This window comes from Lentibacillus daqui, assembly GCF_027186265.1.
In the GTDB taxonomy this organism is placed as follows: Bacteria; Bacillota; Bacilli; order Bacillales; family Amphibacillaceae; genus Lentibacillus_C; species Lentibacillus_C daqui.
In genome coordinates, this window is sequence record NZ_CP114176.1 from 3405310 (window position 1) to 3430594 (window position 25285).

Genomic DNA, 25285 nt, shown 5'->3' on the forward strand with positions numbered 1-25285 from the left:
TAGTAAAAGGGTAGTAACTGTCTATCGATCATCATGCTATACATCGCCATTTCCCCGATCCTCCCATACTAAAGCACTAAGTTCCCCACTTATATAATTACTAATTTTTTAACAATTTTATCATATATCAACTAAATTGGAAAGACTTATTTGTACAAATTACCCGAATACCTGGAACAGACAAAGTATGCATATTGTAAACTGTACGGCTGCCTGAAAACAACGCAAAAAAGCAGAAACCCAAACAAAAGGATTTCTGCTTCATATTAAATATAAATATTTAAGAAAACTTTGCTACAAGACTATTAAGACGATATTCTGCATCCGTCTGTGATGTTTCTTTTTTTATTTTGACTGGTTCCTTCTGGTCATTAACACGTTCAATATCTGCACCAAGTGCCGCTAATTTACCAGCAAAATCAACATAACCGCGATCCAAATGTTTCAACTCGGTAACACGTGTATACCCTTCTGCACGTAATCCGGCAAGAATAAGAGCTGCAGCTGCACGTAAATCAGTGGCAGCAACCTCTGCGCCTTGCAAATCGGTATTACCGTTGATGATCACACTGCGTCCTTCGATTTTCATTTTTGCATTCATGCGACGGAATTCCTCTACATGCATAAAGCGATTCTCAAACACGGTTTCCGTAATGACACTTGTACCTTTTGCAAACAGCATCAAAGCCATCATTTGTGACTGCATATCGGTTGGAAATCCTGGATGTGGCAATGTCTTAATATCAGTTGCACTTAAATGTTTCGGGCCGATCACCCGTAACCCGCCTTGTTCATCTTTAACAGTTACATTCATTTCCTCAAGTTTCGAAATCACAGAACGCAAATGTTCACGTACCGCATTCTCAATGAGAATATTTCCTCCTGTAATGGCAGCGGCGACCATGAATGTACCTGCCTCGACCCTGTCAGGAATAATCGCATGTTCAGCGCCATGCAACCTTTCTACACCCTCGATCCGAATGGTTTCAGTACCAGCACCAACAACGCACGCACCCATTTTATTAAGGAAATTTGCCAAGTCTACGATTTCCGGCTCTTTGGCGCAATTTTCAATCACTGTTTTGCCTTCAGCAAGTGCAGCAGCCATCATAATGTTTTCCGTTGCACCAACACTTGGGACATCCAGGTAAATTTTTGCACCTTGAAGTCTGCCGTCCACTTTTGCCTCAACAAAGCCGTTACCGACATGGACTTCGGCACCCATTGCTTCAAATCCTTTTAAATGTAAATCGATTGGTCTTGAACCAATAGCACAACCACCAGGCATAGCAACTTTAGCATGACCATAACGAGCTAATAAGGGCCCCAATACCAACACAGATGCCCGCATTTTACGAACATACTCAAATGGAGCTTCCGTTAATAAGTCCCTTGATGCATCAATCGTAATCGTATTGTTTTCAAAATATACATTTGCATTCATATTGCGAATGACTTCGTTTATCGTATAAACATCAGCTAAAACCGGAACATCGTGCAAAACGCTTTTTCCTTCACTTGCAATGATACTTGCAGCGATTACTGGAAGCACTGCATTCTTAGCACCTTCAACCTTTACGGCACCATTTAATGGTCTACCGCCGCGAACGATGATTTTTTCCATGTTTCAATCTCCTTCAGTTGCGATTTCTCTATATTAATATTCAGTTATCAAGATAGGTGTTCCAATCGTTAATTTCGGCTTTTCGTTATTATTGTTGATTGCCACTTGAACATTCACTTTTTCATCCATTATTTTGATGTTCCGGTCCCATAATGGTGTATACCCGTAAATAATTTTATTAACCGTCGAATGTTTAATGGAATCCGTTTGTGTCGAAATTTGACGAATGTTTAAGTCCTTCGCTAATTCCTTTAAAAAATAATCACTACTTATTGTACCATTATTTTCTGTTGTAAGACAAGTAAATACCTGTGCATTTTTTGTGAACATATTCTCGGGGAGTGCATTCATTCTCCTTATGTAACCTTGTTTGATTGTCCGATCCCAGTGATCCCCGCTAATTTCCGCTATTACCTCGGAATGATACCTTGTATTAGTCGGTACAATCACTTTAAACGATTCGGTCATCCCCCCTACTTTATGAGCACCACTAAATGAATATTTTATAACGTTTTCGCCTTTTTCTGTAGAGACTAAATACCTATTTTTTAATTGTTTTACTAATTTGTTCACATTTTTCCGGTCCATCTGTTCTCTGACCGTTACCTGCCAGTTTTCTACGGTTAAATCGTGCTTCGTAACAATGGTTGCCAAATCTATCATTTCATCGTCTGCGGCTTGTGTATATCCAATCGTAGCTTTGGTTATTAGTGCTAGTAATAAAACAAGCAAGAGTCCAGTTTTCTTCATGTCGATTCCTCCTGTTCAAAAACTATCATCAGTATGAACAAGAGGAATAGAAATAATACTGCACAAATTTCGACATATTTAATAGTTTACCAGATTTATATTGACCTCCTTTTTTCAAAAGAGCGCTTTTGGTTAAAAGAGGTACAATAGATCTTGTGACCACTGAAGAATCTCCAGGAAGAAGCGGCTGACTCCAGTGCCTATGACAATTGTTATGAATAATAGTAACACTCTTGCCTCTGTGACTTTTCCTTTACGAATCAGCGGGTCAAAATTTATCGTCTGTACAACCTTCCACGTGATAAAGATAAAAATCAAATGCGATATAATGCTGACTACCGCGAGTTGTCCAATTGAAAACATTTCGTTCACACCTTATTCTACATAATTAGTTATTGTGCTTTCCCCCATTAACTAATATTGGTATGCATATACACATAACATGCCATGCAGGACTTATTTCATACGTGGTCAAGACAAAGCACCACAACAAGTGCAAATGTAGTGTCAGGGAAATTACTATTCAATACTTTGCCATGTACATCGTTGAATGTCAAATGCTCTTTATGAAATACCTGTCGAAAAATAGTTCGTGGCGGAGAAGAAATATTTCATTTCCCGGGAAATATCGACATGATTTGGGTAGCTCCCTAAACCCAAGCAACAAACTGTTTAACCTTTTAACGGATCAATTCCACATCGGTGTTTGTCGCTTTTAGGAGGATGTTCAAAAAATCTGCTAAAAATCACGCATCGAATTTCTTCCAAAAAGCGAAAAAAGCCCCCACAATTGTGAGAGACTTTCTACCTTTTAACGAGCAATGCTCAATCGGTTGGATGCTCGTTTGAGTGCTAATTCTGCCCGTTGGAAGTCAATTTCATCCTGTTTGGACTGAAGACGTTGCTCTGCTCGTGTTTTGGCACGTTCAGCGCGTTCGACATCGATATCAGAAGGTCGCTCGGCAGACTGGGCAAGAATGGTCACCCGATCCGGACGAACCTCTAAAAAACCGCCATTAACCGCCAACCGTTCTACATTATTGCCGTTTTTCAAGCGTACTGCACTGATCGTCAACGGAGCGACTAATGGAATATGGCCCGCTAAAATACCAAGTTCTCCGTTTTCAGCTTTACAGCTAACCATCTCATAACTATCTTCCAAAACTGGACCATCAGGAGTAACAACACTCACCGTTAGTGTTTTCAATGTAACCCCTCCTTGTCTAGCTCCATCTTCCAGCGGCTAGTGGACTTCCTTCGCCTTCGTACGATAAGTCAACATCGGCTCGGGGGCAAAGGAATGCCGACTAAGAACGGGCTTGCGCTCAGGCGTCGGCATACCCCTTTTGCAGGGGCATGTTTCCTTTATCTCCCACGGCTTAGTCCATCCATACGCCGCTACCCGGACGATTTCGCCTTTCTTAAGACCCGTGAGACAGCATTGGTTTTTAGCCCATATAGCTACTGGTAAAGCTGCTGCCCACAAAGGTCTGCTTATTGTTCCATTGCTTTCGCTTTTTCAACTACCTCTTCAATTCGTCCAACCAAACGGAACGCATCTTCAGGCAAGTCATCATATTTTCCATCCAGGATTTCACGGAAGTCTTTGACTGTTTCTTTAACTGGAACATATGAGCCTTTCTGTCCCGTAAACTGTTCCGCAACATGGAAGTTTTGTGATAAGAAGAATTGAATACGACGTGCGCGTGCTACTGTCAATTTATCTTCATCAGAAAGTTCATCCATACCAAGAATAGCAATAATATCTTGCAATTCTTTATAACGTTGCAGTGTTTGTTGAACTTCACGAGCAACTTCGTAATGTTCGTTTCCAACAATATCCGGATCCAATGCACGTGATGTAGATGCTAATGGATCTACTGCCGGGTAAATACCTTGCTCGGATAACCCACGATCAAGGTTGGTCGTCGCATCCAAGTGTGCAAATGTTGTCGCAGGTGCCGGGTCAGTATAGTCATCTGCTGGTACATAAATGGCTTGGATCGAGGTTACCGATCCTTTATTTGTCGAAGTAATCCGTTCCTGCAATTGACCCATTTCTGTTGCCAGTGTTGGCTGATAACCAACCGCAGATGGCATCCGGCCAAGCAATGCGGAAACTTCAGATCCTGCTTGGGTAAAACGGAAAATATTATCGATAAATAATAGCACGTCCTGACCTTGCTCATCACGGAAATATTCCGCCATGGTCAATCCGGTCAATGCCACCCGCATCCGTGCTCCTGGTGGCTCGTTCATTTGTCCGAATACCATCGCAGTTTTTGCGATAACACCAGAATCTTTCATTTCATAGTAAAGGTCGTTCCCTTCACGTGTCCGTTCACCAACACCGGCAAATACGGAAATACCACCATGCTCTTGGGCAATGTTATTAATTAACTCTTGGATTAATACCGTTTTCCCTACACCGGCACCACCAAACAAGCCGATTTTACCACCCTTGATATATGGTGCAAGCAGGTCTACAACTTTAATTCCCGTTTCCAAAATTTCTGTATCTGTTGCAAGATCTTCAAATTTTGGTGAATCCCGGTGGATCGGATCCCTACGAATCCCTTTATCCAATGGCTCATCCAAGTCGATATGATCACCAAGTACATTAAATACACGGCCAAGGGTAGCATCCCCAACCGGCACCGATATTGGACCGCCCAAATCTTGTACTTCCATACCACGCATGACACCGTCTGTTGATGACATGGCAATGGTTCTTACTGCATTGTCACCAAGATGAAGCGCTACTTCCAATGTAAGATCAATACTTACATGTGAATCGTCTTCAGCTTTATAATCGATCTGCAACGCATTTAAAATATCAGGGAGATTGTCGTCATCAAAGCGTACATCGACAACTGGTCCCATGACTTGTGTAACGTAACCTTTCGACATTTGTTTCCCTCCTATCTAACTTTCAACCGCTAAAGCACTATTCCAAAGCAGCTGCACCGCCGACAATTTCCGTGATTTCCTGTGTGATGGCTGCCTGGCGTGCACGGTTATAAGTTAATGATAAATCATCAATAATATCTTTTGCGTTATCTTTTGCATTCCGCATTGCATTCATCCTTGCAGCATGTTCACTAGCTTTTCCATCCAATAATGCACCATAAATCAGGCTTTCTGCATACTGTGGCAAAAGCACATCTAAAATTGCTTCTTCACTTGGTTCGTATTCATAAGCGCTTTTTATTTGCGATTCTGATTGGATATCCGTTAATGGTAAAAGCTTCTTCGCTGTCACCTGCTGAGAGATTCTGCTGACAAAATGATTGTAAAATAAATTCAATTCATCGATTTCCCCGTCGATAAACATGTTAACCGTCTCACTTGCCAATGCCTTAATGTCAGCAAAATTCGGCTGATCAGCAAGCCCGAGAATACTTTTTACCACCGGAATGTTCCGGTTTTTGAAAAAATCGTAGCCAATGCGTCCGGCAACGATAATCGCATATTCATCCTCCGATTGATGACGTTTGGCAATTGTTTGATGTAACTCCCGTAAAACATTACTGTTATATGCACCTGCCAGCCCACGGTCCGACGTAATAACAAGGTACCCGGTCTTTTTTACATCGCGCGATTGCAACATCGGATGCTCTACACTTGTGTTGTTTGTTGCAATACTAGCTACGACTTCCTGAATCTTTTCACTATAAGGTACAAACGAGCGTGCATTTTGTTCGGCACGGGTCAATTTAGAGGCGGATACCATTTCCATTGCCCCGGTAATTTTATTCATGTTCTTCGTGGAATCAATCCGATGTTTAATATCTCTAAGTGATGCCAAGCTTGTTCACCGCCTTTCGTAACAGAGTACAAGACATGGGACTTGTGCCGAAATTCGGTTCCCCTAATTTCGACATTCATGTCCCCATATGTCTTATCTATTTATCGCTAGGTAAAAATGTTTTCTTAAATGATTCAACCGCATCATTCATAGCCTCTGTATCTTGTTGTTTTCCAGTGTCATGAATTGCTGACAGTAATTCTTTGCGGTTTTCATCCAGCCATAAATGGAACTCTTCTTCAAAACGGGTGACATCCTCCACTGGAATATCATCAAGGAAACCTTTTGTTAATGCATAAATGATCATTACCTGTTTTTCAACAGCCAATGGTTTATGCAATCCTTGCTTCAGAACTTCAACCGTCCGTTCCCCACGATCCAACTTCGCTTTCGTTGCTTTATCCAAATCTGACCCAAATTGGGCAAATGATTCAAGTTCACGGAACGAGGCCAAGTCCAAACGCAATGTACCAGCAACTTTTTTCATTGCTTTAATTTGTGCGGAACCACCAACACGAGATACCGAAAGTCCAGGGTTGATAGCTGGTCGTACACCTGAGAAGAACAAATCAGATTGCAAGAAGATTTGGCCGTCCGTAATTGAGATCACGTTGGTTGGAATATATGCACCAATATCCCCTGCCTGTGTTTCTACAAACGGCAATGCTGTTAACGATCCGCCACCCAGATCGTCATTTAATTTGGCGGCGCGTTCCAGTAAGCGGGAATGCAGGTAGAATACATCCCCTGGGAATGCTTCACGGCCTGGTGGACGACGTAAAAGCAGTGACAGTTCACGATATGCAGCTGCCTGTTTGGTAAGGTCATCGTATACGACCAATACATGCTTGCCGTTATACATAAATTCTTCACCCATGGATACACCCGCATACGGAGCAAGGTATAGTAGTGGAGCGGGCTCTGCTGCCCCTGCAGAAACGACAATAGTTTTATCCAACACACCATAGCGGCGGAATGTTTCAACTGTTCCACGAACTGTCGATTCTTTTTGTCCAATTGCAACATAAATACAAATCATGTCTTCATCTTTTTGATTAATAATCGTATCAACCGCAATCGTTGTTTTACCTGTTTGCCGGTCGCCGATAATCAATTCACGCTGCCCGCGTCCGATCGGTACCAGTGCGTCAATTGCCTTAATCCCTGTTTGTAAAGGCTCATCAACAGATTTACGTGCCATTACCCCCGGCGCCGGTGATTCAATTGGGCGGGTTTTGGTTGTTCCCACCGATCCTTTACCATCTATTGGTTGACCTAATGGATTCACCACGCGTCCCAACAATTCCTCTCCAACCGGTACTTGCATAATTCTGCCTGTACGACGAACCTCATCGCCTTCTTTAATATCTGAATATGGACCCAGGATAACAATCCCGACATTACCTTCTTCCAGGTTTTGTGCCATACCCATGACACCATTGGAGAATTCAATCAGCTCTCCGGCCATACAATTATCCAGTCCGTGAGCCCGGGCAATCCCGTCCCCAATTTCAATGACGGTTCCGACATCACTTACTTCAATTTGTGCGTCGAAATCTTCAATTTGCTGTTTGATCAGTGTACTGATTTCTTCAGCCTTGATGCTCATACCATTTCACCCCTATCATCATTTGTTTGCAGTTACAATACGCCGTTCGATGCGTTTCAGTTTTCCACTGACGGAACCATCAAAAATCGTGTTCCCCATCCGGATTTTTATGCCTCCGATCAGGGAAGGATCTACTTTATTTTCAAGTTTGACAGCTGTTTTATTTAATCGCTTGGCAAATGTTTGTTCAAGTTGTTTCAATTCGGCATCTGATAATGCACGAACGGAATAGACATTCGCTACTGCAATTCCTTTCACATCATTTGCCAACTGGCTTAAATGATCAATAACGGATGGAATGATCTCTATACGATGACGCTCAACCAGCATTTTCAATGTGTTTACAACATCGTTTGACAGACCTTGAAACACTTCGCCCAGGAATTGTTTCTTTTTCGCATTATCAACGCGAGGATGCTCCAGGAATGTAACCAACTTTTTATTTGCCTGAAAAACTTCTTTCACAACAAGAAATTCATCCACTAGTTTATCCAGTACTTTCTTTTCGTTTCCGAGTTGAAAAAGAGCATCTGCATATCTTTTAGCCACTACTGACTCACTCATCGCTCTTCTCCTGCCTCTTTGATATAGTCATTGATCAGTTTCTCCTGGTCGCTTTCACTAATTTCCTTTTCAATTACCTTACTTGCAATCAGTACTGATAATGATGCCACTTTATCTTGCAGTGCCTGGATGGCCTTTTCTTTCTCGTTTTGAATTTCTTCTTGTGCAGCTTGTTTGATTCGCTCTGCCTCTTGTTTAGCAGTATCGATAATCTCTTGTTCTTGTTTTGAGCCAAGCTTTTTTGCATCTTCAATGATCGATTGTGCCTCTTGCTTGGTTTGTTTCAACTGTTTGGTTGCTTCTTCTTGTGCACGTTCTGCCTCGGCACGACTCTTCTCAGCAGCTTCAATTTCAGATACCACATATTCTTCACGCTTTTGCATGATGTTCATTAATGGTCTCCAAGCAAACTTGCGCAGTAATAGGAGTAAAATAATAAAAGCCACTAATTGCACAATCATATCGCCAACATTTAATCCGCCGATTGCCGCATGAATGGTAGAAACCCCAGTGAATGCTTGCACACAATTCACTCCTTTCGCATTGCTAGAAATGATTCCGATATTTGTTTGGATCTCATACGTAAGTCGGACACGCTAAACACGAATTTACGCTTTTCTTATAAATAAAGGCGAAGATTCTTTGGAAGAGATGCTCCGCCATTGTTCAGTTCTATTGACCCATTACGATAAATGCGATAACCACTGCCAGGATCGGTACAACCTCAACCAAACCAGCACCAATAAATGCCGTAGTTTGCAGTTGACCTCTTAGTTCCGGTTGACGTGCAATTCCTTCTACTGTACGACTAAAGATAAGACCGTTACCAATACCAGCACCGATTGCGGCTAATCCTACTGCAAGTGCAGCTGCTAAAACACCTAAACTCATGTTAAATTCCTCCTAGAAAAATATAATTTTTATGATGCACCGTTTAAACGAATTGTTTAACCAGCCAACTAACATTAGCAAAAAATTTAATGTTCACTAGTTACTTTATGGGACATGTAAACTAGCGTTAATAATGTAAAAATGAACGCCTGGATACCCCCGACAAATATACTAAATCCTTGCCATGCGAGCATCGGTATAATGCCAAGAATTGCTCCTCCAACACCTGTTGTCATGAGCCCGGCCAAGAGGGCTAATAGAACCTCACCAGCATAAATGTTTCCAAACAAACGAAGTCCTAATGTAAGGGAGTTCGCAAATTCTTCTATTAACTTAATTGGGAAGAATATCGGAAACGGTTTAAAGAAGTCACTTGCATACTCTTTTCCACCCCGAACCTTTATTCCATAGAAGTTTGTCAGCAAGATAATCATTACGGATAATGTAAGTGTTACCCCTGCATCTGAAGTAGGTGATTTCCACCATAGGTCATGTCCAAATGTCATCATGGTAGCAACTCCCATTATGTTACTGACAAAAATATAAGTAATTAATGTCAAAGCAAGTGGTAAGAATGTCTTTCCTGTTTTCCAATCCATTGTATCGGTGACCATACCCTTAACAAAATCAACAATCCATTCAATAAAATTCTGCACTTTTGTTGGTTTCATTTTTAAGTTTCTTGCAGCAAGCGTAAAGACAATAAACGTAATCGCCGATGCTATAATGATCGTCATTACATTAGATAAATTAAAATCAAGCCAGGATATTCCAAATACATTCTCTACTATCGGTGCTTCATGATCCACCTTTTTCACCCCTCTTTCGTACAAGTTACTTCCCAAATTCGGAAACAAAAAAATCTATCATAATGACAATATAAGATGTCATTATTCCAATGATCACTGCAATAATGTTGAAATATGCATCATAGTGAAGTGCAATCATTATTGCGATTCCCACAGCAGCAAGTCTGGACAAAAAACTTATATCCCTTATTTTTTGCTTCTTGACAATGGCCTCACCAATTGCATCCATTCTTCTTTGTAAGAGCCATAGGTTATACAAACTCACTGCACTCCCTAAAAGAAGACCGAGAAAAACCCTGGGGATTGGTGTGAATCCAGCTCCCAGCACCCAGATGGCGAGAAGATAAAACATCCATTTTCGTTCTCTGGCTATCATCTTTTGATATTGTGACATTTTTTCTTCTCCCATTATCATATCTGTTAAATGGCATGCTTTTTAACCGGCATTTTTAATAGAACCAGCAGAGTATTTTGCCTGTTATGAAATTTATTTACATGGGTAAACTTCATTCCAGATGCCCTTATTCAGTAATATGTAAGAAAGATCACTGATTTTGCTGAAAAGTTCCTTTATACTGTTGTGATTCATGTCCAATATACAGCGTTAAAAATTGACATTCATATGGATGATTCCTGTGAAAATTGAACATAACAGACAAACATAAAGTTACTTCTTTCACAATATAAGTGTAAACCCTACCACGCCACACTATGCAGTGTACAATAGCCATATCTTATTGTCAATCAGTTCAAGGGAGAAAAAATATTTAGTAGTAATTTTTCCTTTTCGCTGTTTATTTGTCGATTTTAACCAAAGTTGAAGCAGTCATTTCGCAATCATTCCGGGAGCAACCAGTTGATTTATTTTCATTATAAAGGATATAAAGGACATTTTGGCGCGTTTTTATGACAGTTTTGTGAACAAGGGAAAAATTATATTCTCTCCCTATCAAAAAATGAAGGGCGAATAACCCTTCATTTTTCTCCAATTTCCAATTCCGTCTCATAGCTTTCATATTCGCCATTTTCCATTTCTACGGTGATTAACGCTTTATATGTCCCTGGTTTACCAAGATCGCGCTTGGTCATTTCGCCTTCATTTACCCCTACTTTAGGTTCATCAATAGTGATAAAGGGGCGATCGTATAACAATGTTCCAGCATCATATAGCTGTACCTCCACCCGTTTCGCCGGATCAGTGACATACAATTGATACTTGTAACTATCCTCCGAAAGTGGCTTCAACGTTAAATCAAATCCCATTGCTTTTGGATAATCAGCCGATTGATTCACGAAAAGATATGGCAGATGATAAGCTTGTTTTCCTTGACGCAACGTTAGCCAGCCTTGATAGACACCTTTGTCCAGCAAATGACTTGTAACACCCAATTTCACCTGCACCTTTTTGCGGTCGTGCGGTTGAACGGCAAACGTTTGCGGCAGTTGAAAATGCAGTCCTTTTTCCGCCTTGGGGATATCAAACGAATAACTTTGCTCTTGATCTGTCGTGTTTTCGATAACAAGATTAACCGTCTTATCCCGGCTCTGACCGGTTATTTTCCCAAACGACAATAACGGATTATCAATAATAGTACCCGTGTTAATGGCTTGATCGGGCTGAATTTGTCCCATTCCCTGTTCGATTGGATCAGCTAATTTATCTTTTTGTTCCAGTGGCAGGGCGGTTGTCTTCAGTGCTCCTTCCAATTTGGCAACCGACCAATCAGGATGTGCTTCCTTCAATAGGGCAAGCGCACCGGTCACATGTGGTGCTGCCATGCTCGTCCCCTGTAATTCACGATACCCATCCGGTACTGTGCTTAAAATATTTGCGCCCGGGGCGATGACTTCCGGTTTAATATCCCAATCAACAGTTACCGGCCCACGCGAACTAAAATCAGCGACCATTTCCCCGGTTTCTTGATATTTCGTTTCCAGATACAGCCGATCTTTTGGCATTTTAGACCGTAACCATTCTCCTGTCTGTTGTGTAACAGTAGCAACCGGAATACCTACCGGGTCTTGGTCATTTTCCACCGAACCTTGGAAAGACCCTTTTTCATTATTATAAATGATGACTGCTTCAGCCCCCGCTTCTTCAGCCATTTTTGCTTTTTTGTAAAATGGAATCTTGCCACGTTTCATCAAGGCGATTTTGCCCCGAACGTTATCGTCTTTCCCCGTCATCAGAGCAACCGGATAATCAGTATCCAAACCCCATGTTGGTGAGCCAAGCATCGGCATCATCGACAATGATTGATCTTCCGTTGGTTCATACAAAAATGGCAATGATTGCGGCATAGACAACGCACCGACAGACAGTGCTTTGCTAGCGGTTGCCGGAGATCCGACTGTCCAATGATCCGGGCCGCTGTTACCATTTGCAATCACAACTGCAACCCCATGTTCAACAGCGCGATTAACAGCAATGCTCGTCGGATAATCCGGACCATTTACCGTGTTTCCCAATGATAAATTGACAATGTCTACTCCATCATCCACCGCCTGTTCCAGTGCCGCAATTACCTGAATCGAGGTCCCTTGTCCACCTGGTCCCAATGCCCGGTACGCATGAATCTCAGCATCCGGCGCCACTCCTTTTAATTCGCCATCCGCTGCAATAATCCCAGCAACATGCGTTCCATGAAAAGTTGGCATCCCCTGTGAAGGAATCGTCTCCATGGGATCATCATCCAAATCAACCATGTCGTACCCTTTTTTATAATTACTTTTTAAATCTGGATGATGGTAGTCTATCCCTGTATCAATAATACCGACCGTCACTCCTTTACCTGTATAAGATGTATCGTTAAGGTCACCAGGCAGAACAGCATTTGTATCGATATTTTTTAATGTGTCATCATTTATGTTCTGATTATCTTTATCATGGTCAGGCTTCTTGCTAAAATTCAAAAATCTATCTTTTAATGATACATGTTTTTCCGAGTGATTTTTCACTGATAAATCATTCGTCTCGTATGTCGTAACCGGATGAACCGCTTTTATAAAATCAAGTGAATTCATTTTCGAAAGCTTTTTCGGATCAGCTCGGAGTGCCAATCCATGAAAAAGCTTCTTATATGTAGCAACCACTTCAACGGAAGGATAATATGTTTCAATATACTTTTTGTGTTTAGCCGCATCCCCGTTCACTTCGATAATGATTGATGTTTTATCATCATCATGATCGTGAAAGCGTGATTTTTCATCATGTTCATTACCAGGATGTGCCGGTACATTGGTTTGCCAGGACACCATGAAGATGAACATAATCGTCAGGATGGCAAATAGTTTGTGCATGAAGAAGTCCCCTTTTTCACCTTATTTTTTGGAATAAGTGGGGAAATCATGCATGGTTTGAAGAAAATTGTTTTGCGGTATATTTTTTATCATAGATGATCACGCGTTTGGAGGGGCACCCGGGGCTAAAACCGAGCTGAAGCCGGACTGAAGCTCCCCTTATAACGCAAAATGAACCCAGCCAATCAACTGGATCCATCCTTTGTTTGAGAAAAATAGCGTACCATTGCTTCGGCGATTCTGCTGGCAGCATGTCCGTCTCCATACGGGTTTGCTGCTTTAGCCATTCGGTCATGAGCATCCCTATCGGAAAGCAGTTCATTTGCCAGGGTAAAAATATTATTTTCATCCGTACCTGCTAATTTTAACGTGCCTGCTGCAATTCCTTCTGGGCGCTCGGTGGTATCACGCAGTACAAGTACAGGAACACCCAACGATGGCGCTTCCTCCTGCACACCGCCTGAGTCTGTCATGATTAAGTGTGCGCGGGCAGCGAAATTATGGAAATCAACAACACTTAATGGTTCAATCAAGGTAATCCGGTCATCATTTCCGAGAATGTCAGCAGCTGTTTGCTGGACAATCGGGTTTAAGTGAACTGGGTAAATCACATGGATATCTTCATGTGTTTCCACCAACCGCTTGATTGCACGGAACATGTGCTGCATGTTTTCCCCAAGGTTTTCCCGGCGATGTGCCGTCACCAACACCAACCGTTTATTACCGAGCTGATCCAAAATCGGACTGCTATATGCTTTATCAACCGTAGTTTTCAACGCATCAATGGCTGTGTTTCCAGTGACAAAAATACGCTCCACCGGTTTATTTTCGTTCAGCAGATTTTGTTTTGCCTTTTCCGTTGGAGCAAAGTGTAAATCGGCCATCACACCGGTTAACTGCCGATTCATTTCCTCGGGGTATGGAGAATATTTATCCCACGTCCTTAGCCCAGCCTCCACATGACCTACCGCGATCTGGTTGTAGTAAGCGGCAATGGACGCGACGAATGTAGTCGTTGTGTCTCCATGAACAAGGACGATATCCGGCGATGTTTCCTTCATTACTTGATCCAAACCCTCCAATGCCCGGGTGGTAATCTGGGCGAGGGTCTGTTTTTGCTGCATAATATTTAAATCATAGTCCGGAGTGATAGCAAAAATCTCCAATACCTGATCAAGCATTTCCCGATGTTGTGCTGTAACAGTTACAATAGATTCAAACTGCTCTGTTCGTTTTTCCAACTCCAAAACAAGCGGAGCCATCTTAATTGCTTCCGGCCTTGTCCCGAAAATGGTCATGACTTTAATACGCTTTGTCAGGTCGTTGTTTAGCCCTGGAATCGGCTCAAGCTGTTGGGTCGCCATTACATTGCCATGTTTTGTCAAGTTCCTCACTCCAACCTATTTCGTACCAAACAACCGGTCACCGGCATCACCAAGTCCCGGAACAATATAGCCATGGTCATCCAGTCCTTCATCCAGTGCTGCCAAATAAATATCCACGTCCGGATGCTCTTCCTGAATCTTTTTCACGCCTTCTGGAGCGGCAACCAAACACATCAGCCGGATTTGTTTTGCGCCACGCTTTTTCAACGAATGGATGGCATCATTTGCCGAACCGCCAGTAGCAAGCATTGGGTCAATCACGATAAGCTCACGTTCGGAAATGTCGGATGGTAATTTAATATAATATTCGACAGGTTTAAGTGTTTCCGGGTCACGATAAAGCCCGACATGACCAACCTTGGCAGCCGGAATCAAATTGAGCATTCCATCGGTCATCCCAAGGCCTGCACGCAAAATTGGAATCAGGCCGATTTTCTTACCTGCCAACACCTTTGTTTTTGCTGTAGTCACCGGAGTGTTCGTCTCAATTTCTTGCAGTGGAAGATTACGGGTAATTTCGAATGCCATCAACATCGACACTTCATCAACAAGCTCGCGAAATTCCTTTGTCCCTGTTTCTTTATCTCGTATGTACGTTAATTTATGTTGAATTAACGGATGATCAAGTACATGTATATTTCCCATAAAGCCGGATCACTCCTTTGTAGTGGATGTTCAAAAAGTCCGGTAAAAATGACACTTCGAATTTCTTCGTTGGCTTGCTTTTCCGCTCCTCATGTACCTTTTTATGTACACTCCGGTGCTCAAAGCTGCGCCGCCTTGAACTTCTCGGTCCTTTTTATCCTCCTTTTTGAACTCAACTCCTATATTAGTTATCCTTAAAATTGTACTGAAAAACGGACCATGTTTCAAGTGTGTTGTAAGAAGTAACCTGTATTAATCATTGTCCAATAACGGTGCATAGTTGGTCGAGAAAATGGTAGCAAGGTTTGCTTTCGGTGCTATAAACTGCTTGGCATGATTGACCGCAATTGGACCTTCGTTAAACCCTCCGGCGATCAAGTTTAGTTTGCCGGGATAAGCCGCGATATCTCCAACTGCAAATATTCCCGGAATGGATGTGGCCATCGTATGGTCTACCTGAATTGTCCCGTTATCCATGTCCATGCCCCAATTTGCTATCGGACCTAGTGCAATCTGAAATCCATGATTGACAATAACACGATCAACCAAGACTTCTTTAACTTCCTGATTCTCAACATGCTTCAAGACAACACTGGATAACTGGCCGTTTGAGCCTTTTAACTCGGACAATTCATAAGGCGTTAATACCTCCACAGTAGAATTCAGCATTTTTGTTACACTGCTTTCCATCCCGGTAAATGTTGGCTTGCGATGAACAACAATAACTTTTTTGGCGATTGGCTCCAGCACATTTGCCCAATCGACTGCTGAGTTTCCTCCACCTGAAATAAGAACGTTTTTTTCACGGTAATTTTCCATCTTGCTGAAACAATAGTCAAGGTTTGTTTTTTCAAATTCTTCAGCATGGGGAAGATTTAATTTTGTGGAGCTTAATATGCCAAATCCGGTGGCCAACACAACAGTCTTAGTGAAGTGCTTTTCCCCGTTGCTGCTCGTTAAGATAAACGTCCCATCCACTTGCTTTTCCATCCCCGTGATCTGTTGCTTTAGGACAATGTCTGGATGGAATGTTTTGGCCTGGTTTATCAAATCCTCAGTAAATTGTTCCCCGGATTTGGCAGGAATTCCACCAACATCCCTAATTATTTTTTCCGGATAAAAATAGGAAACCTTCCCGCCCAAAAACGGTAGATATTCAATAATTTTTGTTTTCATTTCCCGCATTCCGCTATAGAAAGCTGTAAATAGTCCGATGGGGCCTCCTCCAATAATGGTTATATCATAAAGTTCTTGTTGTTTTGTCATATGAAGCTTCCTCCAATCAATTACTTCGCTTTCATAAGCAGGTAAATAAAATAAGGTGCGCTTATAATCGCAACAATGATTCCAACAGGTACTTGAGCAGGTGCCAGAATGTTTTTGCCAACCGTATCAGCAATCATTAACAACAATGCCCCAATCAAAGTTGAAATCGGAATAATGTATTGATGTAATGGACCAATGATCTTTCTGGCTATGTGCGGGACAACCAGACCTAAGAAGGCAATTGCCCCTCCGGCCGCAACTGCAGCGCCGGCAAGAGCTACAGCAATGAACAGCAGAATTACCCGGTTTTTTTCGACAGATACTCCAAGTCCCGATGCAATACCATCACCAAGATTCATAGCATTTAATGCATTGGCTTTGAACAGTGCCAATGGGATAAGAATAAGCATCCAGGGTAACAGCGCCAATACAAAGCTCCAATTCGCATTCCATATGTCTCCGGATAGCCAGACGGTAGCCTGTCGGAAATTTTGCGGATCCATCTTCAATTGAAAAATGACCAGTAATGCACTAAAACCAGCATTAACCCCGATCCCAACCAATACCAGCCTAATTGGGTTTACACCCTTTTTCCATGCTAATCCATAGATTAATATGGCTGCACCAAGAGCTCCCAGTAAAGCAAATAAAGGCATCATGAAAATAGAAAAAGTACCCGATGTATCGAGACGATTTTGGGAAAAGAATAGAAACAGTATGACGGCAAGTCCAGCGCCGGTATTGATTCCCAAAATCCCCGGATCAGCAAGTTCATTTTGGGTCACCCCTTGCAAAATAACACCAGATACTGCGAGACCTGCCCCAATAAGCAAAGCAAGCAAAATTCCCGGCAGACGAAAATCAAACAGGATTAATTGCTGCCGTGCTGTTCCATTATGTAACAATGTTCTTAGTACATCACCCGGTGAAATACGGATAACACCGGTATTTAAACTAATAAAAAACAAGATAATCAGTAAAGCGATGAGCAGCATCATAATAAGTAGAAATTTTCTTTGTTTCCCCGCTTCCGTCGTGTTCATGATTTTCCACCTCCATTACCGCGAGCCAGGTAAAGGAAAAAAGGCACACCAATAAGTGAAGTGATTGCGCCAACCGGTGTTTCAAATGGTGCATTGACCACCCTCGCTACGACATCGGACAGGACGAGCAATAAGGCACCAAAAATAGCAGCTGAAGGGATGATCCATCGGTAATCCGTTCCCATAATAAAACGTGTGATATGTGGCACAATAAGTCCGACAAAACCAACAACACCAGCAACAGAAACAGCTGCTCCCGTCAGGATAAGCACGGAAAGAATGCCAATTACCTTAATAACAATATTTCGTTGCCCAAGTCCCGTTGCAATGTCTTCTCCAAGGCTTAGCACGGTAATCGATTTGGATATAGCAATTGCCGGAAGAAAACCAATAATACCGGAAATGAATAGCATTTTAACAGAAGACCAGTTTGTTCCTTCCAGACCGCCCGCCAACCAAAATCCCATCTGTTTTTCCAATTGAAAATGCAAAGCAATCATCGATGAAACAGAACGAAGCATCATCCCGATAGCAACCCCTGCAAGAGCAAGTTTGACCGGGGTTAAACCATCTTTTGAAAAAGACCCGACCATAAATATGAGTACAACAGCAATTCCTGCCCCAATCCATGAGGCCAGGTTCATTCCCAAATTCGATATGTTGGAGAAGAAAGCCAAAGAAATAACAAGAGCAAAGGCAGCTCCATCAGTAACCCCCAAAATGGATGGGGAAGCTAAAGGATTTCGTGTCATTCCCTGCATAACCGAACCGGCAACTGCCAAAAAAGCACCGATTAGTGCTGCAGCAATTGCACGGGGCAAACGGAGTTCCTGAATAACCTGATGGGTTGACAAATCTGGTTGAAAGTCAAAAACAGCCTGCCAGACTGTCATCAACTTTATATCAATTGCTCCGTATGAAACAGACAGACCTATAGAAAATAGCATAGCTACTAATGCGATTAGGTTGATGAAGATTCTTATCATATTGGATTGTTGAATTATAGAAAACATATTCCTCCCCTATTTCTATCGAGAGTGATGAATCGAGCCAAAAATAAGTCACGCTTAAAGGTGTAATATGACAGATAAAATGAAACTTCAATCAGTAGAAGTTTTACTGGCAGTTAAAAATTGACTTAACAATTGAAAATGATTATCATTACCATTGTGAACATGAAATTATCATAACATATTGGAGGACTACATATGAAATTAAATGATAAATACCGATTGCTTTTTCTCTGTGTGACAATTGGTTTGTTATTCATTATTTCTGCCTGTGGAAACAAAGAATCATCCGAAGCTCCCGATAAACAGGATAAAGATACAAGTTCCGAAGTAACGCTAGATTCCGAAAAGGGCGAAGTAACCATGCCTAAGGAAGCGAAACACGTTATTGCGCCATATCATGAGGATACATTACTTGCGCTAGGTATCACACCTGTTGCCAAGTGGGCAATAGGAAAAAGTGTACAAGGCTACCTGGAACCGGAGCTAAAGGATGTACCGTCCATCGAATGGAATCTTCCTTTGGAACAAGTACTAAATCAAGATCCGGATTTGATTATTTTAGAAAATAACCTGGATAGTTATAAGGGTTCTTACGAAGATTATAACAAAATTGCCCCAACGTATGTCATGAACAAGGAAACGACAGATAACTGGCAAAAGCAATTAGAAACCTTTGGCAAATTATTTGGCAAGGAAGATAAGGCGAAAGAAGTGTTGAAACAATATAAAGATAAGGTAGCCAAGGCAAGCGAAGAAGTAAAGGATGCCATTGGAGATGAGACGGCTGCAGTTATTTGGGTATCAGGCGATGAATATTTTGTGTTTGAACATAACCGCCACAGTGCAGAAGTGTTATATTCTGAATTAGGTGTAAAGGTTCCGGCACTAATTGAAGAACTAGGCGATGCGGAAACAGCATGGAACCCAATGTCCATTGAAAAACTCTCTGAACTGGATGCCGATCATGTATTTTTGCTAGCGGAAAAAGGAGAATCGGGAGTAGAAACGCTAAATAAAAGCACTGTCTGGCAAAGCACTCCGGCCGTTAAAAAAGGGAATGTTTACCACCTTCAAGACCCAAGCAATTGGACTAATCAAGGATTATTGGCATCAGAAAAAACAATAGATGACATCGTCAAAGCCCTAAAGGAAAAATAACAATTATTACTAGGATCCTTTAGCGTTGGCGAATTCAAGTTCCCTCTAGGTTGGTTCCATTGACTAACGTCCAAAAAGCCAATAAACTTAAGGTAATGAAATCTGGTTTACGAAACATATATATTAGATATATGTGTGTAAGGGATTGAACAAAGGTGTACGCGGAATAACGCATGAATGTATCCTTTTTGTTCAAAAACTGATAAAAATGTGGTCCCCTTTATCCTTATGCACTATAAAAAGGAGCGATTCCAAATGCAAACGTTGAACGCAGAGGATCTAACGCTGGGCTATGGTGACAATATCATCATTGAAAATTTAAATATAAGCATACCTAAAGGGAAAATCACCGTGTTCATTGGCGGTAATGGTTGCGGGAAGTCTACATTATTGCGTTCTTTAGCACGTTTATTAAAGCCAAAGGGAGGTAATGTCATATTAGACGGTGAAGACATTGCCAAACTTGGGACAAAAGAGGTCGCCAAAAACATGGCAATTTTACCGCAAGGCCCGGTAACGCCAGAAGGACTAACAGTTTACGAACTTGTTAAACTTGGCAGACACCCACATCGCGGATTTTTAAAACAGTGGTCTAAAACAGATGAAGATGCTGTTCATCAGGCACTTCAGTCGACAAATACCATAGAACTTAAAAACAGAACCGTTGATTCATTATCGGGCGGGCAACGTCAACGTGCATGGATAGCTATGACACTAGCCCAGCAGACAGATACTATTTTGCTGGATGAACCGACGACTTATTTGGATATGACCCATCAAATTGATGTGTTGGATTTATTGTTTGATTTAAACGAGCGGGACGGACGCACCATTGTTATGGTACTGCATGATTTAAACCTTGCCAGCAGATATGCACATCATGCAGTAGCAATCAAAGATAAAAAGATTTTTGATCAGGGCAAGCCGGAAGAAATAATAACTTGTAATCTAGTACATGAGGTTTTCCAAATGAAATGTGACGTAACATATGACCCAAGGTTTGGTACACCAATGTGTATTCCGCATGGCAAAGGCCGTTGTTTATTTGCGAATTAACATTTCATCCGACATTATCGACATCTATAAAAATCACCGTGATAAAAAGAGGCTGGGACATAACTAGCCAAAAATAGTAAATAAAAAGGTTCCAAGCAATAAAAAATTTGCTTGGAACCTTTTTTGAGGAATTTCTCCATCTCCCGGTACTATTTTACCGTTAATGGCGGCTTTTTTTCTCAAATTCACCGCCATCAATGCGAAGGCTAATTCATTTTTCACCTTCTGTTTTCCTCTGACAGAAAAACGAGTAAAACCCAAATTAGCCTTCAAGAAACCGAACGCTGGTTCTACATCAATTTTACGTTTTCCGTAAATTTCACCAGTTTTCTCGTCTGAAAGCTTCGTACGTACATATTCTTTTTGGGACTCCCACTTTTCATTCATGTAGACTTTTCGGTTGTTTCCTTCTTTTGCTTTCGTACATAAATCGCGGAGTGGACAGCCCAAACAGTCCTCACATTCGTACACTTTAAATTCACGGGTGAATCCGTACCTGTCTGTTCGTTTGGAATGATGACTAAACCGTATTTTCCGTCCATTTGGGCACAGAAAAGTATCTTCGTCCTCATTATACTCCCAATTATCTACATGAAAAGCGTTGTTCTTATGCTTCTTTTTCTTCTCCTTTCGATATTGATTGTATGTAATAAGTGGCGTTCGATTTCGATTCTCGATGATATCTTCATAATTCTGTTCACTGCCATATCCGGCATCCGCGACAATGTGTTCCGGCAGTTCGAAAAAGTTTTCTTCAATCGAGTCGAGAAAAGGAATTAAAGTGCGTGTATCCGTCGGGTTTGGGAAAACATCGTAAGCGAGCGCGTATTGACCTTCCGTTGCAATCTGGACATTGTAACCAGCTTTCAATTGACCGTTCTTCATGTAGTCATCCTTCATGCGCATAAACGTCGCATCTGGATCCGTTTTTGAGTAACTATTGCGATCACCAAAAATCTCCATATCGTTTTGATACTTTTGCTTACGAGTGATGAAATCGTTAAACTGCTTGCGAGCTTGTTTTGGAAATTTACGTTCGGAACGGATTTTCTTTCGTTCGCTACCAACTTCACAAGCTTCGATTTTTTTATCGTATTCCTCAACCTTTTCATCTAACTTTTCGACTACTTCTTCCATTTCTTTAACGGAAAGTTCCTCTTCTGTTTCTCGCTCTATTGCCGGGATGATCTCCTTCTCCAACAGCTCATCATACAGTTGATTGGACTTTTCGATTAGCTTATCACTATATCTTTCAACGGATTTCCGCCACACAAAGGTGAACTTATTGGCGTTCGCTTCAATTTTTGTACCATCAATAAAAATGGCTTCCTCTTCAATCAATTCCTTTTCCACGAGCTGATTTCGGAACTGGACAAAGCATTCACGCAATAACTTTTCGCTGTGTGGATTAGAACGGAATCGATTGATCGTGCGATAGCTGGGTTCATGTCCTTGAGCCAACCACATCATGCGGATACTATCCTGTAATAAAGCTTCTATTTTACGACCAGAAAACACGGATTGCGTATACCCACACAAAATGACTTTCAACATCATGCGAGGATGGTATGCAGGACGGCCGGTTTGTCGTATAAAGTCATCGAAAACCTCTTCGGGAATACTCTCGACAAGATCATTGATCGCAAAAGCAATATCATTCTCTTTCAATTTAATTTCTAAATCTAGCGGCAAAACTACCTGATTCATGGTATAATGTTTAAACATAAGGACACCTCCAAAATTATTGTTTGGTCACTTTAATTTTATCAAAAGGTGTCCTTTTTGTTTACTAAAATAATGTCAAAAAAGGCGTGGGGCCTACACTTTTTTAGTGTAAGCTCCTACGCCTTAATTTTTATTTACTGGAGTTTTGTCCCAGCCTCTTTTTACTAAGCATATAACGGAAACTTATCTGTCAATGCTTTAACGCGTTTTGCTGCTTCTTTTTGCTTTGCCTCATCTTCATGGTGTTTTAATGTAAGTGAAATAATGGCAGCAATCTCTTTCATTTCTTCTTCTGCAAAGCCACGAGTGGTTACGGCAGCTGTACCAATCCGAAGTCCACTGGTAACAAACGGGCTTTCTGTATCAAACGGAATGGTATTTTTATTGGTGGTAATACCAATATCATCCAGTACCTTCTCCGCTACTTTTCCGGTTAGTTTGAGCGGTGTCACATCAAGTAATAATAAATGGTTATCGGTACCACCGGAGACAATACGGATGCCTTCATTTGTCAATGCCTCACCAAGAACTTTGGCATTTTTAATAATTTGGTTGGCATATGCTTTGAAATCATCAGATAATGCTTCTTTAAACGATACGGCTTTGGCGGCGATAACGTGCATCAATGGGCCACCTTGAATACCCGGGAACACGGTTTTATCAATCTTTTTGGCAAATTCCTCTTTGCATAAAATCATACCGCCACGTGGACCACGCAACGTTTTGTGTGTAGTGGTTGTCACAAAGTGTGCGTGTGGAACTGGATTTGGATGCAACCCAGCTGCAACTAATCCGGCAATATGAGCCATATCGACCATCAAATAAGCATCAACGGCATCAGCTATTTCCCTGAATTTAACAAAATCAATCGTCCGGGAGTAAGCACTGGCACCAGCAACGATCAATTTTGGCTGCACCTCTTTTGCTTTGGCTAAAACGGCATCATAATCAAGCTTCTCCGTTTCTTTGTCCACGCCATAATCAACGACATTATATAACTTCCCGCTAAAATTCACCGGGCTGCCATGGGTTAAATGACCACCATGATTCAAGTTCATGCCCAGGATGGTATCACCCGGATCCAAAACAGAGAAGTATACTGCCATATTCGCTTGCGCCCCGGAGTGTGGCTGAATATTCGCATGCTCGGCACCAAATAATTCTTTGGCACGATCACGGGCTAAATTCTCGGCCACATCTACAAACTCACAGCCGCCATAGTACCGTTTACCAGGGTAGCCTTCCGCATATTTATTAGTTAAAACAGAGCCCATTGCCTTCATAACCGCTTCTGATACAAAATTTTCCGAAGCAATTAATTCAATTTTTTGTTGTTGGCGTTGTTTCTCATTCTCGATTGCTTCATAAAGCTCCTGATCCGTCTGTTTCAATGTCGTTACAGATGTTGTTGTTTCCATTTGATAACCCCCTGTGTGAATTTTTATACCAGATATATGTGGGAATTCAGATAACTCCCCTTCCATTTCACCCTGGTATGATTATTTATAGACAGCCCGTTCACCGCCAATTAATTTTGGACGGGTGCGGGCGGCTGACAGATGTGCACTTGCGACATGCCGCTGATTTAAACGTAATGGTACAGCTACTCGTTTCAGATGCATCCCAATCATTGTTTCACCAATATCGATACCTGCATTTGCTTCAACCATTTCAACAACTACTGGATCTTGCATATGCTTATACGCATAAGAGGCCATCGATCCACCTGCTTTTGGCTGCGGTATAACCGAGACTTCCTCCAGCCGGTGTGCTTTCATTGTACTTCTTTCCACAACCAAAGCCCGATTCAGATGCTCACAACATTGAAACGCTAATTGCAACTGTTTATCCTGCTGGAGCCTTATCAACTGCTCAAAAATAATTGCTGCGATCTCCTCACTGCCAGCTGTTCCGATATGTTCACCGATTACTTCACTTGTGGAGCAGCCAATCACAAACAAATCCCCATCGTTTACATATCCGTTATTTAACCATTCATCAACAACAGCTTCCATATCGTCATGAACTTGCTGGTGCAAATCAGCCAATTGTGATCACCGCCTCTTTTTGAAAGTATATATTTGCTAGTTTTACTTAGCTGTAAACCAAATGGGGTCAGTTCGGCTCCATTTGTTCCTTTTAAAATTTGTATGGTTCGGATGATAATGATTAATCGGACCCGTTTTATCCCTCGTACGCAGTAATTTTACCAATCCGGTTGGCATGACGTCCGCCATCGAAATCCGTCTCCAGCCATACCTTGGCAATTTCCCTGGCAAGCCCTGGTCCAATGACGCGTTCTCCCATTGCCAAAACATTGGAATCATTGTGCTGTCTGGTTAATTTGGCACTGTATACATCATGGGCCAATGCACAACGAATACCGCTTACTTTATTAGCCGCGATCGTCATACCAATCCCAGTTCCGCAAATAAAAATACCACGGTCAAATTCACCCTTTGCTACACGCTCAGCGGCAGGCAGTGCATAATCCGGATAATCAACGGATCCCTGACAATCACAGCCCGTATCTTCATAGGTAATTCCCATTTCATCCAATAAATCTTTTACTTCATTGCGAATCGTCATCCCCGCATGATCAGCAGTTAAAATGACCTTCATTGCTATCACCTCTTTCT

Annotated in this window: 23 protein-coding genes and 1 pseudogene; 2 read left to right on the plus strand and 22 right to left on the minus strand. The window is 41.8% G+C overall.

The genetic code is table 11. From position 1 onward, the window contains the following. Positions 1-280: 280 nt before the first annotated feature. From murA to O2S85_RS17060, 18 genes are all read right to left on the minus strand, one after another. A complete protein-coding gene (gene murA / locus O2S85_RS16975; protein ID WP_269410470.1) occupies positions 281-1624 on the minus strand; it encodes a UDP-N-acetylglucosamine 1-carboxyvinyltransferase in 1344 nt (447 codons plus the stop codon). A 33-nt stretch (positions 1625-1657) separates the two neighbouring features. After that, complete coding sequence (locus O2S85_RS16980) at positions 1658-2374, minus strand: YwmB family TATA-box binding protein (RefSeq protein WP_269410471.1); 717 nt, start codon at positions 2372-2374, stop codon at positions 1658-1660. 132 nt (positions 2375-2506) lie between these two features. Further along, positions 2507-2737: a DUF1146 family protein gene (locus tag O2S85_RS16985; RefSeq protein WP_269410472.1), complete on the minus strand. Its 231-nt coding sequence runs from the start codon at positions 2735-2737 to the stop codon at positions 2507-2509. Positions 2738-3185: 448 nt separating this feature from the next. Next, positions 3186-3581: a F0F1 ATP synthase subunit epsilon gene (locus tag O2S85_RS16990; protein ID WP_269410473.1), complete on the minus strand. Its 396-nt coding sequence runs from the start codon at positions 3579-3581 to the stop codon at positions 3186-3188. Between the two features lie 287 nt (positions 3582-3868). After that, entirely contained in the window at positions 3869-5284 is a 1416-nt protein-coding gene (atpD, locus tag O2S85_RS16995; RefSeq protein WP_269410474.1) for a F0F1 ATP synthase subunit beta, read from the minus strand. 37 nt (positions 5285-5321) lie between these two features. Next, on the minus strand, positions 5322-6182 hold the full coding sequence (gene atpG, locus O2S85_RS17000; protein ID WP_269410475.1) for an ATP synthase F1 subunit gamma: 861 nt from the start codon (positions 6180-6182) through the stop codon (positions 5322-5324). A gap of 97 nt (positions 6183-6279) precedes the next feature. Continuing rightward, a complete protein-coding gene (gene atpA, locus O2S85_RS17005) occupies positions 6280-7791 on the minus strand; it encodes a F0F1 ATP synthase subunit alpha (RefSeq protein WP_269410476.1) in 1512 nt (503 codons plus the stop codon). A gap of 18 nt (positions 7792-7809) precedes the next feature. Continuing rightward, positions 7810-8355, minus strand: coding sequence for a F0F1 ATP synthase subunit delta (locus O2S85_RS17010; RefSeq protein WP_269410477.1), 546 nt, complete (start codon positions 8353-8355; stop codon positions 7810-7812). Further along, positions 8352-8879 (minus strand): F0F1 ATP synthase subunit B, encoded by a 528-nt coding sequence (atpF, locus tag O2S85_RS17015; RefSeq protein ID WP_269410478.1) that lies wholly within the window; start codon positions 8877-8879, stop codon positions 8352-8354. Before atpF ends, O2S85_RS17010 begins: the two co-directional genes overlap by 4 nt. A 148-nt stretch (positions 8880-9027) precedes the next feature. Further along, the gene (atpE, locus tag O2S85_RS17020; RefSeq protein ID WP_269410479.1) at positions 9028-9246 is read right to left on the minus strand and encodes a F0F1 ATP synthase subunit C; all 219 of its coding nucleotides are present in this window, start codon (positions 9244-9246) and stop codon (positions 9028-9030) included. A gap of 86 nt (positions 9247-9332) precedes the next feature. Continuing rightward, a complete protein-coding gene (gene atpB / locus O2S85_RS17025) occupies positions 9333-10055 on the minus strand; it encodes a F0F1 ATP synthase subunit A (protein WP_269410480.1) in 723 nt (240 codons plus the stop codon). A gap of 25 nt (positions 10056-10080) precedes the next feature. Then, the gene (locus O2S85_RS17030) at positions 10081-10449 is read right to left on the minus strand and encodes an ATP synthase subunit I (protein WP_269410481.1); all 369 of its coding nucleotides are present in this window, start codon (positions 10447-10449) and stop codon (positions 10081-10083) included. 581 nt (positions 10450-11030) lie between these two features. Then, positions 11031-13355 carry a S8 family serine peptidase gene (locus O2S85_RS17035; RefSeq protein ID WP_269410482.1) on the minus strand — a complete coding sequence of 775 codons (2325 nt, stop codon included), beginning with the start codon at positions 13353-13355 and terminating at the stop codon, positions 11031-11033. Positions 13356-13540: 185 nt separating this feature from the next. After that, complete coding sequence (gene wecB, locus O2S85_RS17040; protein WP_269412627.1) at positions 13541-14674, minus strand: non-hydrolyzing UDP-N-acetylglucosamine 2-epimerase; 1134 nt, start codon at positions 14672-14674, stop codon at positions 13541-13543. Between the two features lie 81 nt (positions 14675-14755). Next, positions 14756-15385: a uracil phosphoribosyltransferase gene (gene upp, locus O2S85_RS17045; RefSeq protein ID WP_269410483.1), complete on the minus strand. Its 630-nt coding sequence runs from the start codon at positions 15383-15385 to the stop codon at positions 14756-14758. Positions 15386-15637: 252 nt separating this feature from the next. Further along, complete coding sequence (locus tag O2S85_RS17050) at positions 15638-16651, minus strand: NAD(P)/FAD-dependent oxidoreductase (RefSeq protein ID WP_269410484.1); 1014 nt, start codon at positions 16649-16651, stop codon at positions 15638-15640. A gap of 20 nt (positions 16652-16671) precedes the next feature. Next, the gene (locus tag O2S85_RS17055) at positions 16672-17694 is read right to left on the minus strand and encodes a FecCD family ABC transporter permease (RefSeq protein WP_269410485.1); all 1023 of its coding nucleotides are present in this window, start codon (positions 17692-17694) and stop codon (positions 16672-16674) included. Beyond that, complete coding sequence (locus tag O2S85_RS17060) at positions 17691-18680, minus strand: FecCD family ABC transporter permease (RefSeq protein WP_269410486.1); 990 nt, start codon at positions 18678-18680, stop codon at positions 17691-17693. Before O2S85_RS17060 ends, O2S85_RS17055 begins: the two co-directional genes overlap by 4 nt. Before the next feature lie 222 nt (positions 18681-18902). Between O2S85_RS17060 and O2S85_RS17065 the strand changes: the two genes are divergently transcribed. Next, positions 18903-19865 carry an iron-hydroxamate ABC transporter substrate-binding protein gene (locus O2S85_RS17065; RefSeq protein WP_269410487.1) on the plus strand — a complete coding sequence of 321 codons (963 nt, stop codon included), beginning with the start codon at positions 18903-18905 and terminating at the stop codon, positions 19863-19865. 255 nt (positions 19866-20120) lie between these two features. After that, positions 20121-20921, plus strand: coding sequence for an ABC transporter ATP-binding protein (locus O2S85_RS17070; protein WP_269410488.1), 801 nt, complete (start codon positions 20121-20123; stop codon positions 20919-20921). 164 nt (positions 20922-21085) lie between these two features. Here O2S85_RS17070 and O2S85_RS17075 read toward each other — a convergent pair. From O2S85_RS17075 to rpiB, 4 genes and pseudogenes are all read right to left on the minus strand, one after another. Continuing rightward, positions 21086-22646: pseudogene (locus tag O2S85_RS17075) on the minus strand (IS1182 family transposase); the annotation flags it as partial. A gap of 164 nt (positions 22647-22810) precedes the next feature. Continuing rightward, positions 22811-24064 carry a serine hydroxymethyltransferase gene (gene glyA, locus O2S85_RS17080; RefSeq protein ID WP_269410489.1) on the minus strand — a complete coding sequence of 418 codons (1254 nt, stop codon included), beginning with the start codon at positions 24062-24064 and terminating at the stop codon, positions 22811-22813. Between the two features lie 81 nt (positions 24065-24145). After that, the gene (locus O2S85_RS17085; protein WP_439649418.1) at positions 24146-24694 is read right to left on the minus strand and encodes a TIGR01440 family protein; all 549 of its coding nucleotides are present in this window, start codon (positions 24692-24694) and stop codon (positions 24146-24148) included. 136 nt (positions 24695-24830) lie between these two features. Continuing rightward, positions 24831-25268 carry a ribose 5-phosphate isomerase B gene (rpiB, locus tag O2S85_RS17090; protein WP_269410490.1) on the minus strand — a complete coding sequence of 146 codons (438 nt, stop codon included), beginning with the start codon at positions 25266-25268 and terminating at the stop codon, positions 24831-24833. Positions 25269-25285: the final 17 nt, after the last annotated feature.

Bases quoted from the DNA above. Each gene is read 5' to 3' on its own strand.
- murA (WP_269410470.1), bottom strand. From the start codon at position 1,624: ATGGAAAAAATCATCGTTCGCGGCGGTAGACCATTAAATGGTGCCGTA.
- O2S85_RS16980 (WP_269410471.1), bottom strand. From the start codon at position 2,374: ATGAAGAAAACTGGACTCTTGCTTGTTTTATTACTAGCACTAATAACC.
- O2S85_RS16985 (WP_269410472.1), bottom strand. From the start codon at position 2,737: ATGTTTTCAATTGGACAACTCGCGGTAGTCAGCATTATATCGCATTTG.
- atpD (WP_269410474.1), bottom strand. From the start codon at position 5,284: ATGTCGAAAGGTTACGTTACACAAGTCATGGGACCAGTTGTCGATGTA.
- atpA (WP_269410476.1), bottom strand. From the start codon at position 7,791: ATGAGCATCAAGGCTGAAGAAATCAGTACACTGATCAAACAGCAAATT.
- O2S85_RS17010 (WP_269410477.1), bottom strand. From the start codon at position 8,355: ATGAGTGAGTCAGTAGTGGCTAAAAGATATGCAGATGCTCTTTTTCAA.
- atpE (WP_269410479.1), bottom strand. From the start codon at position 9,246: ATGAGTTTAGGTGTTTTAGCAGCTGCACTTGCAGTAGGATTAGCCGCA.
- O2S85_RS17030 (WP_269410481.1), bottom strand. From the start codon at position 10,449: ATGTCACAATATCAAAAGATGATAGCCAGAGAACGAAAATGGATGTTT.
- O2S85_RS17035 (WP_269410482.1), bottom strand. From the start codon at position 13,355: ATGCACAAACTATTTGCCATCCTGACGATTATGTTCATCTTCATGGTG.
- upp (WP_269410483.1), bottom strand. From the start codon at position 15,385: ATGGGAAATATACATGTACTTGATCATCCGTTAATTCAACATAAATTA.
- O2S85_RS17050 (WP_269410484.1), bottom strand. From the start codon at position 16,651: ATGACAAAACAACAAGAACTTTATGATATAACCATTATTGGAGGAGGC.
- O2S85_RS17055 (WP_269410485.1), bottom strand. From the start codon at position 17,694: ATGAACACGACGGAAGCGGGGAAACAAAGAAAATTTCTACTTATTATG.
- O2S85_RS17060 (WP_269410486.1), bottom strand. From the start codon at position 18,680: ATGATAAGAATCTTCATCAACCTAATCGCATTAGTAGCTATGCTATTT.
- O2S85_RS17065 (WP_269410487.1), top strand. From the start codon at position 18,903: ATGAAATTAAATGATAAATACCGATTGCTTTTTCTCTGTGTGACAATT.
- O2S85_RS17070 (WP_269410488.1), top strand. From the start codon at position 20,121: ATGCAAACGTTGAACGCAGAGGATCTAACGCTGGGCTATGGTGACAAT.
- glyA (WP_269410489.1), bottom strand. From the start codon at position 24,064: ATGGAAACAACAACATCTGTAACGACATTGAAACAGACGGATCAGGAG.
- rpiB (WP_269410490.1), bottom strand. From the start codon at position 25,268: ATGAAGGTCATTTTAACTGCTGATCATGCGGGGATGACGATTCGCAAT.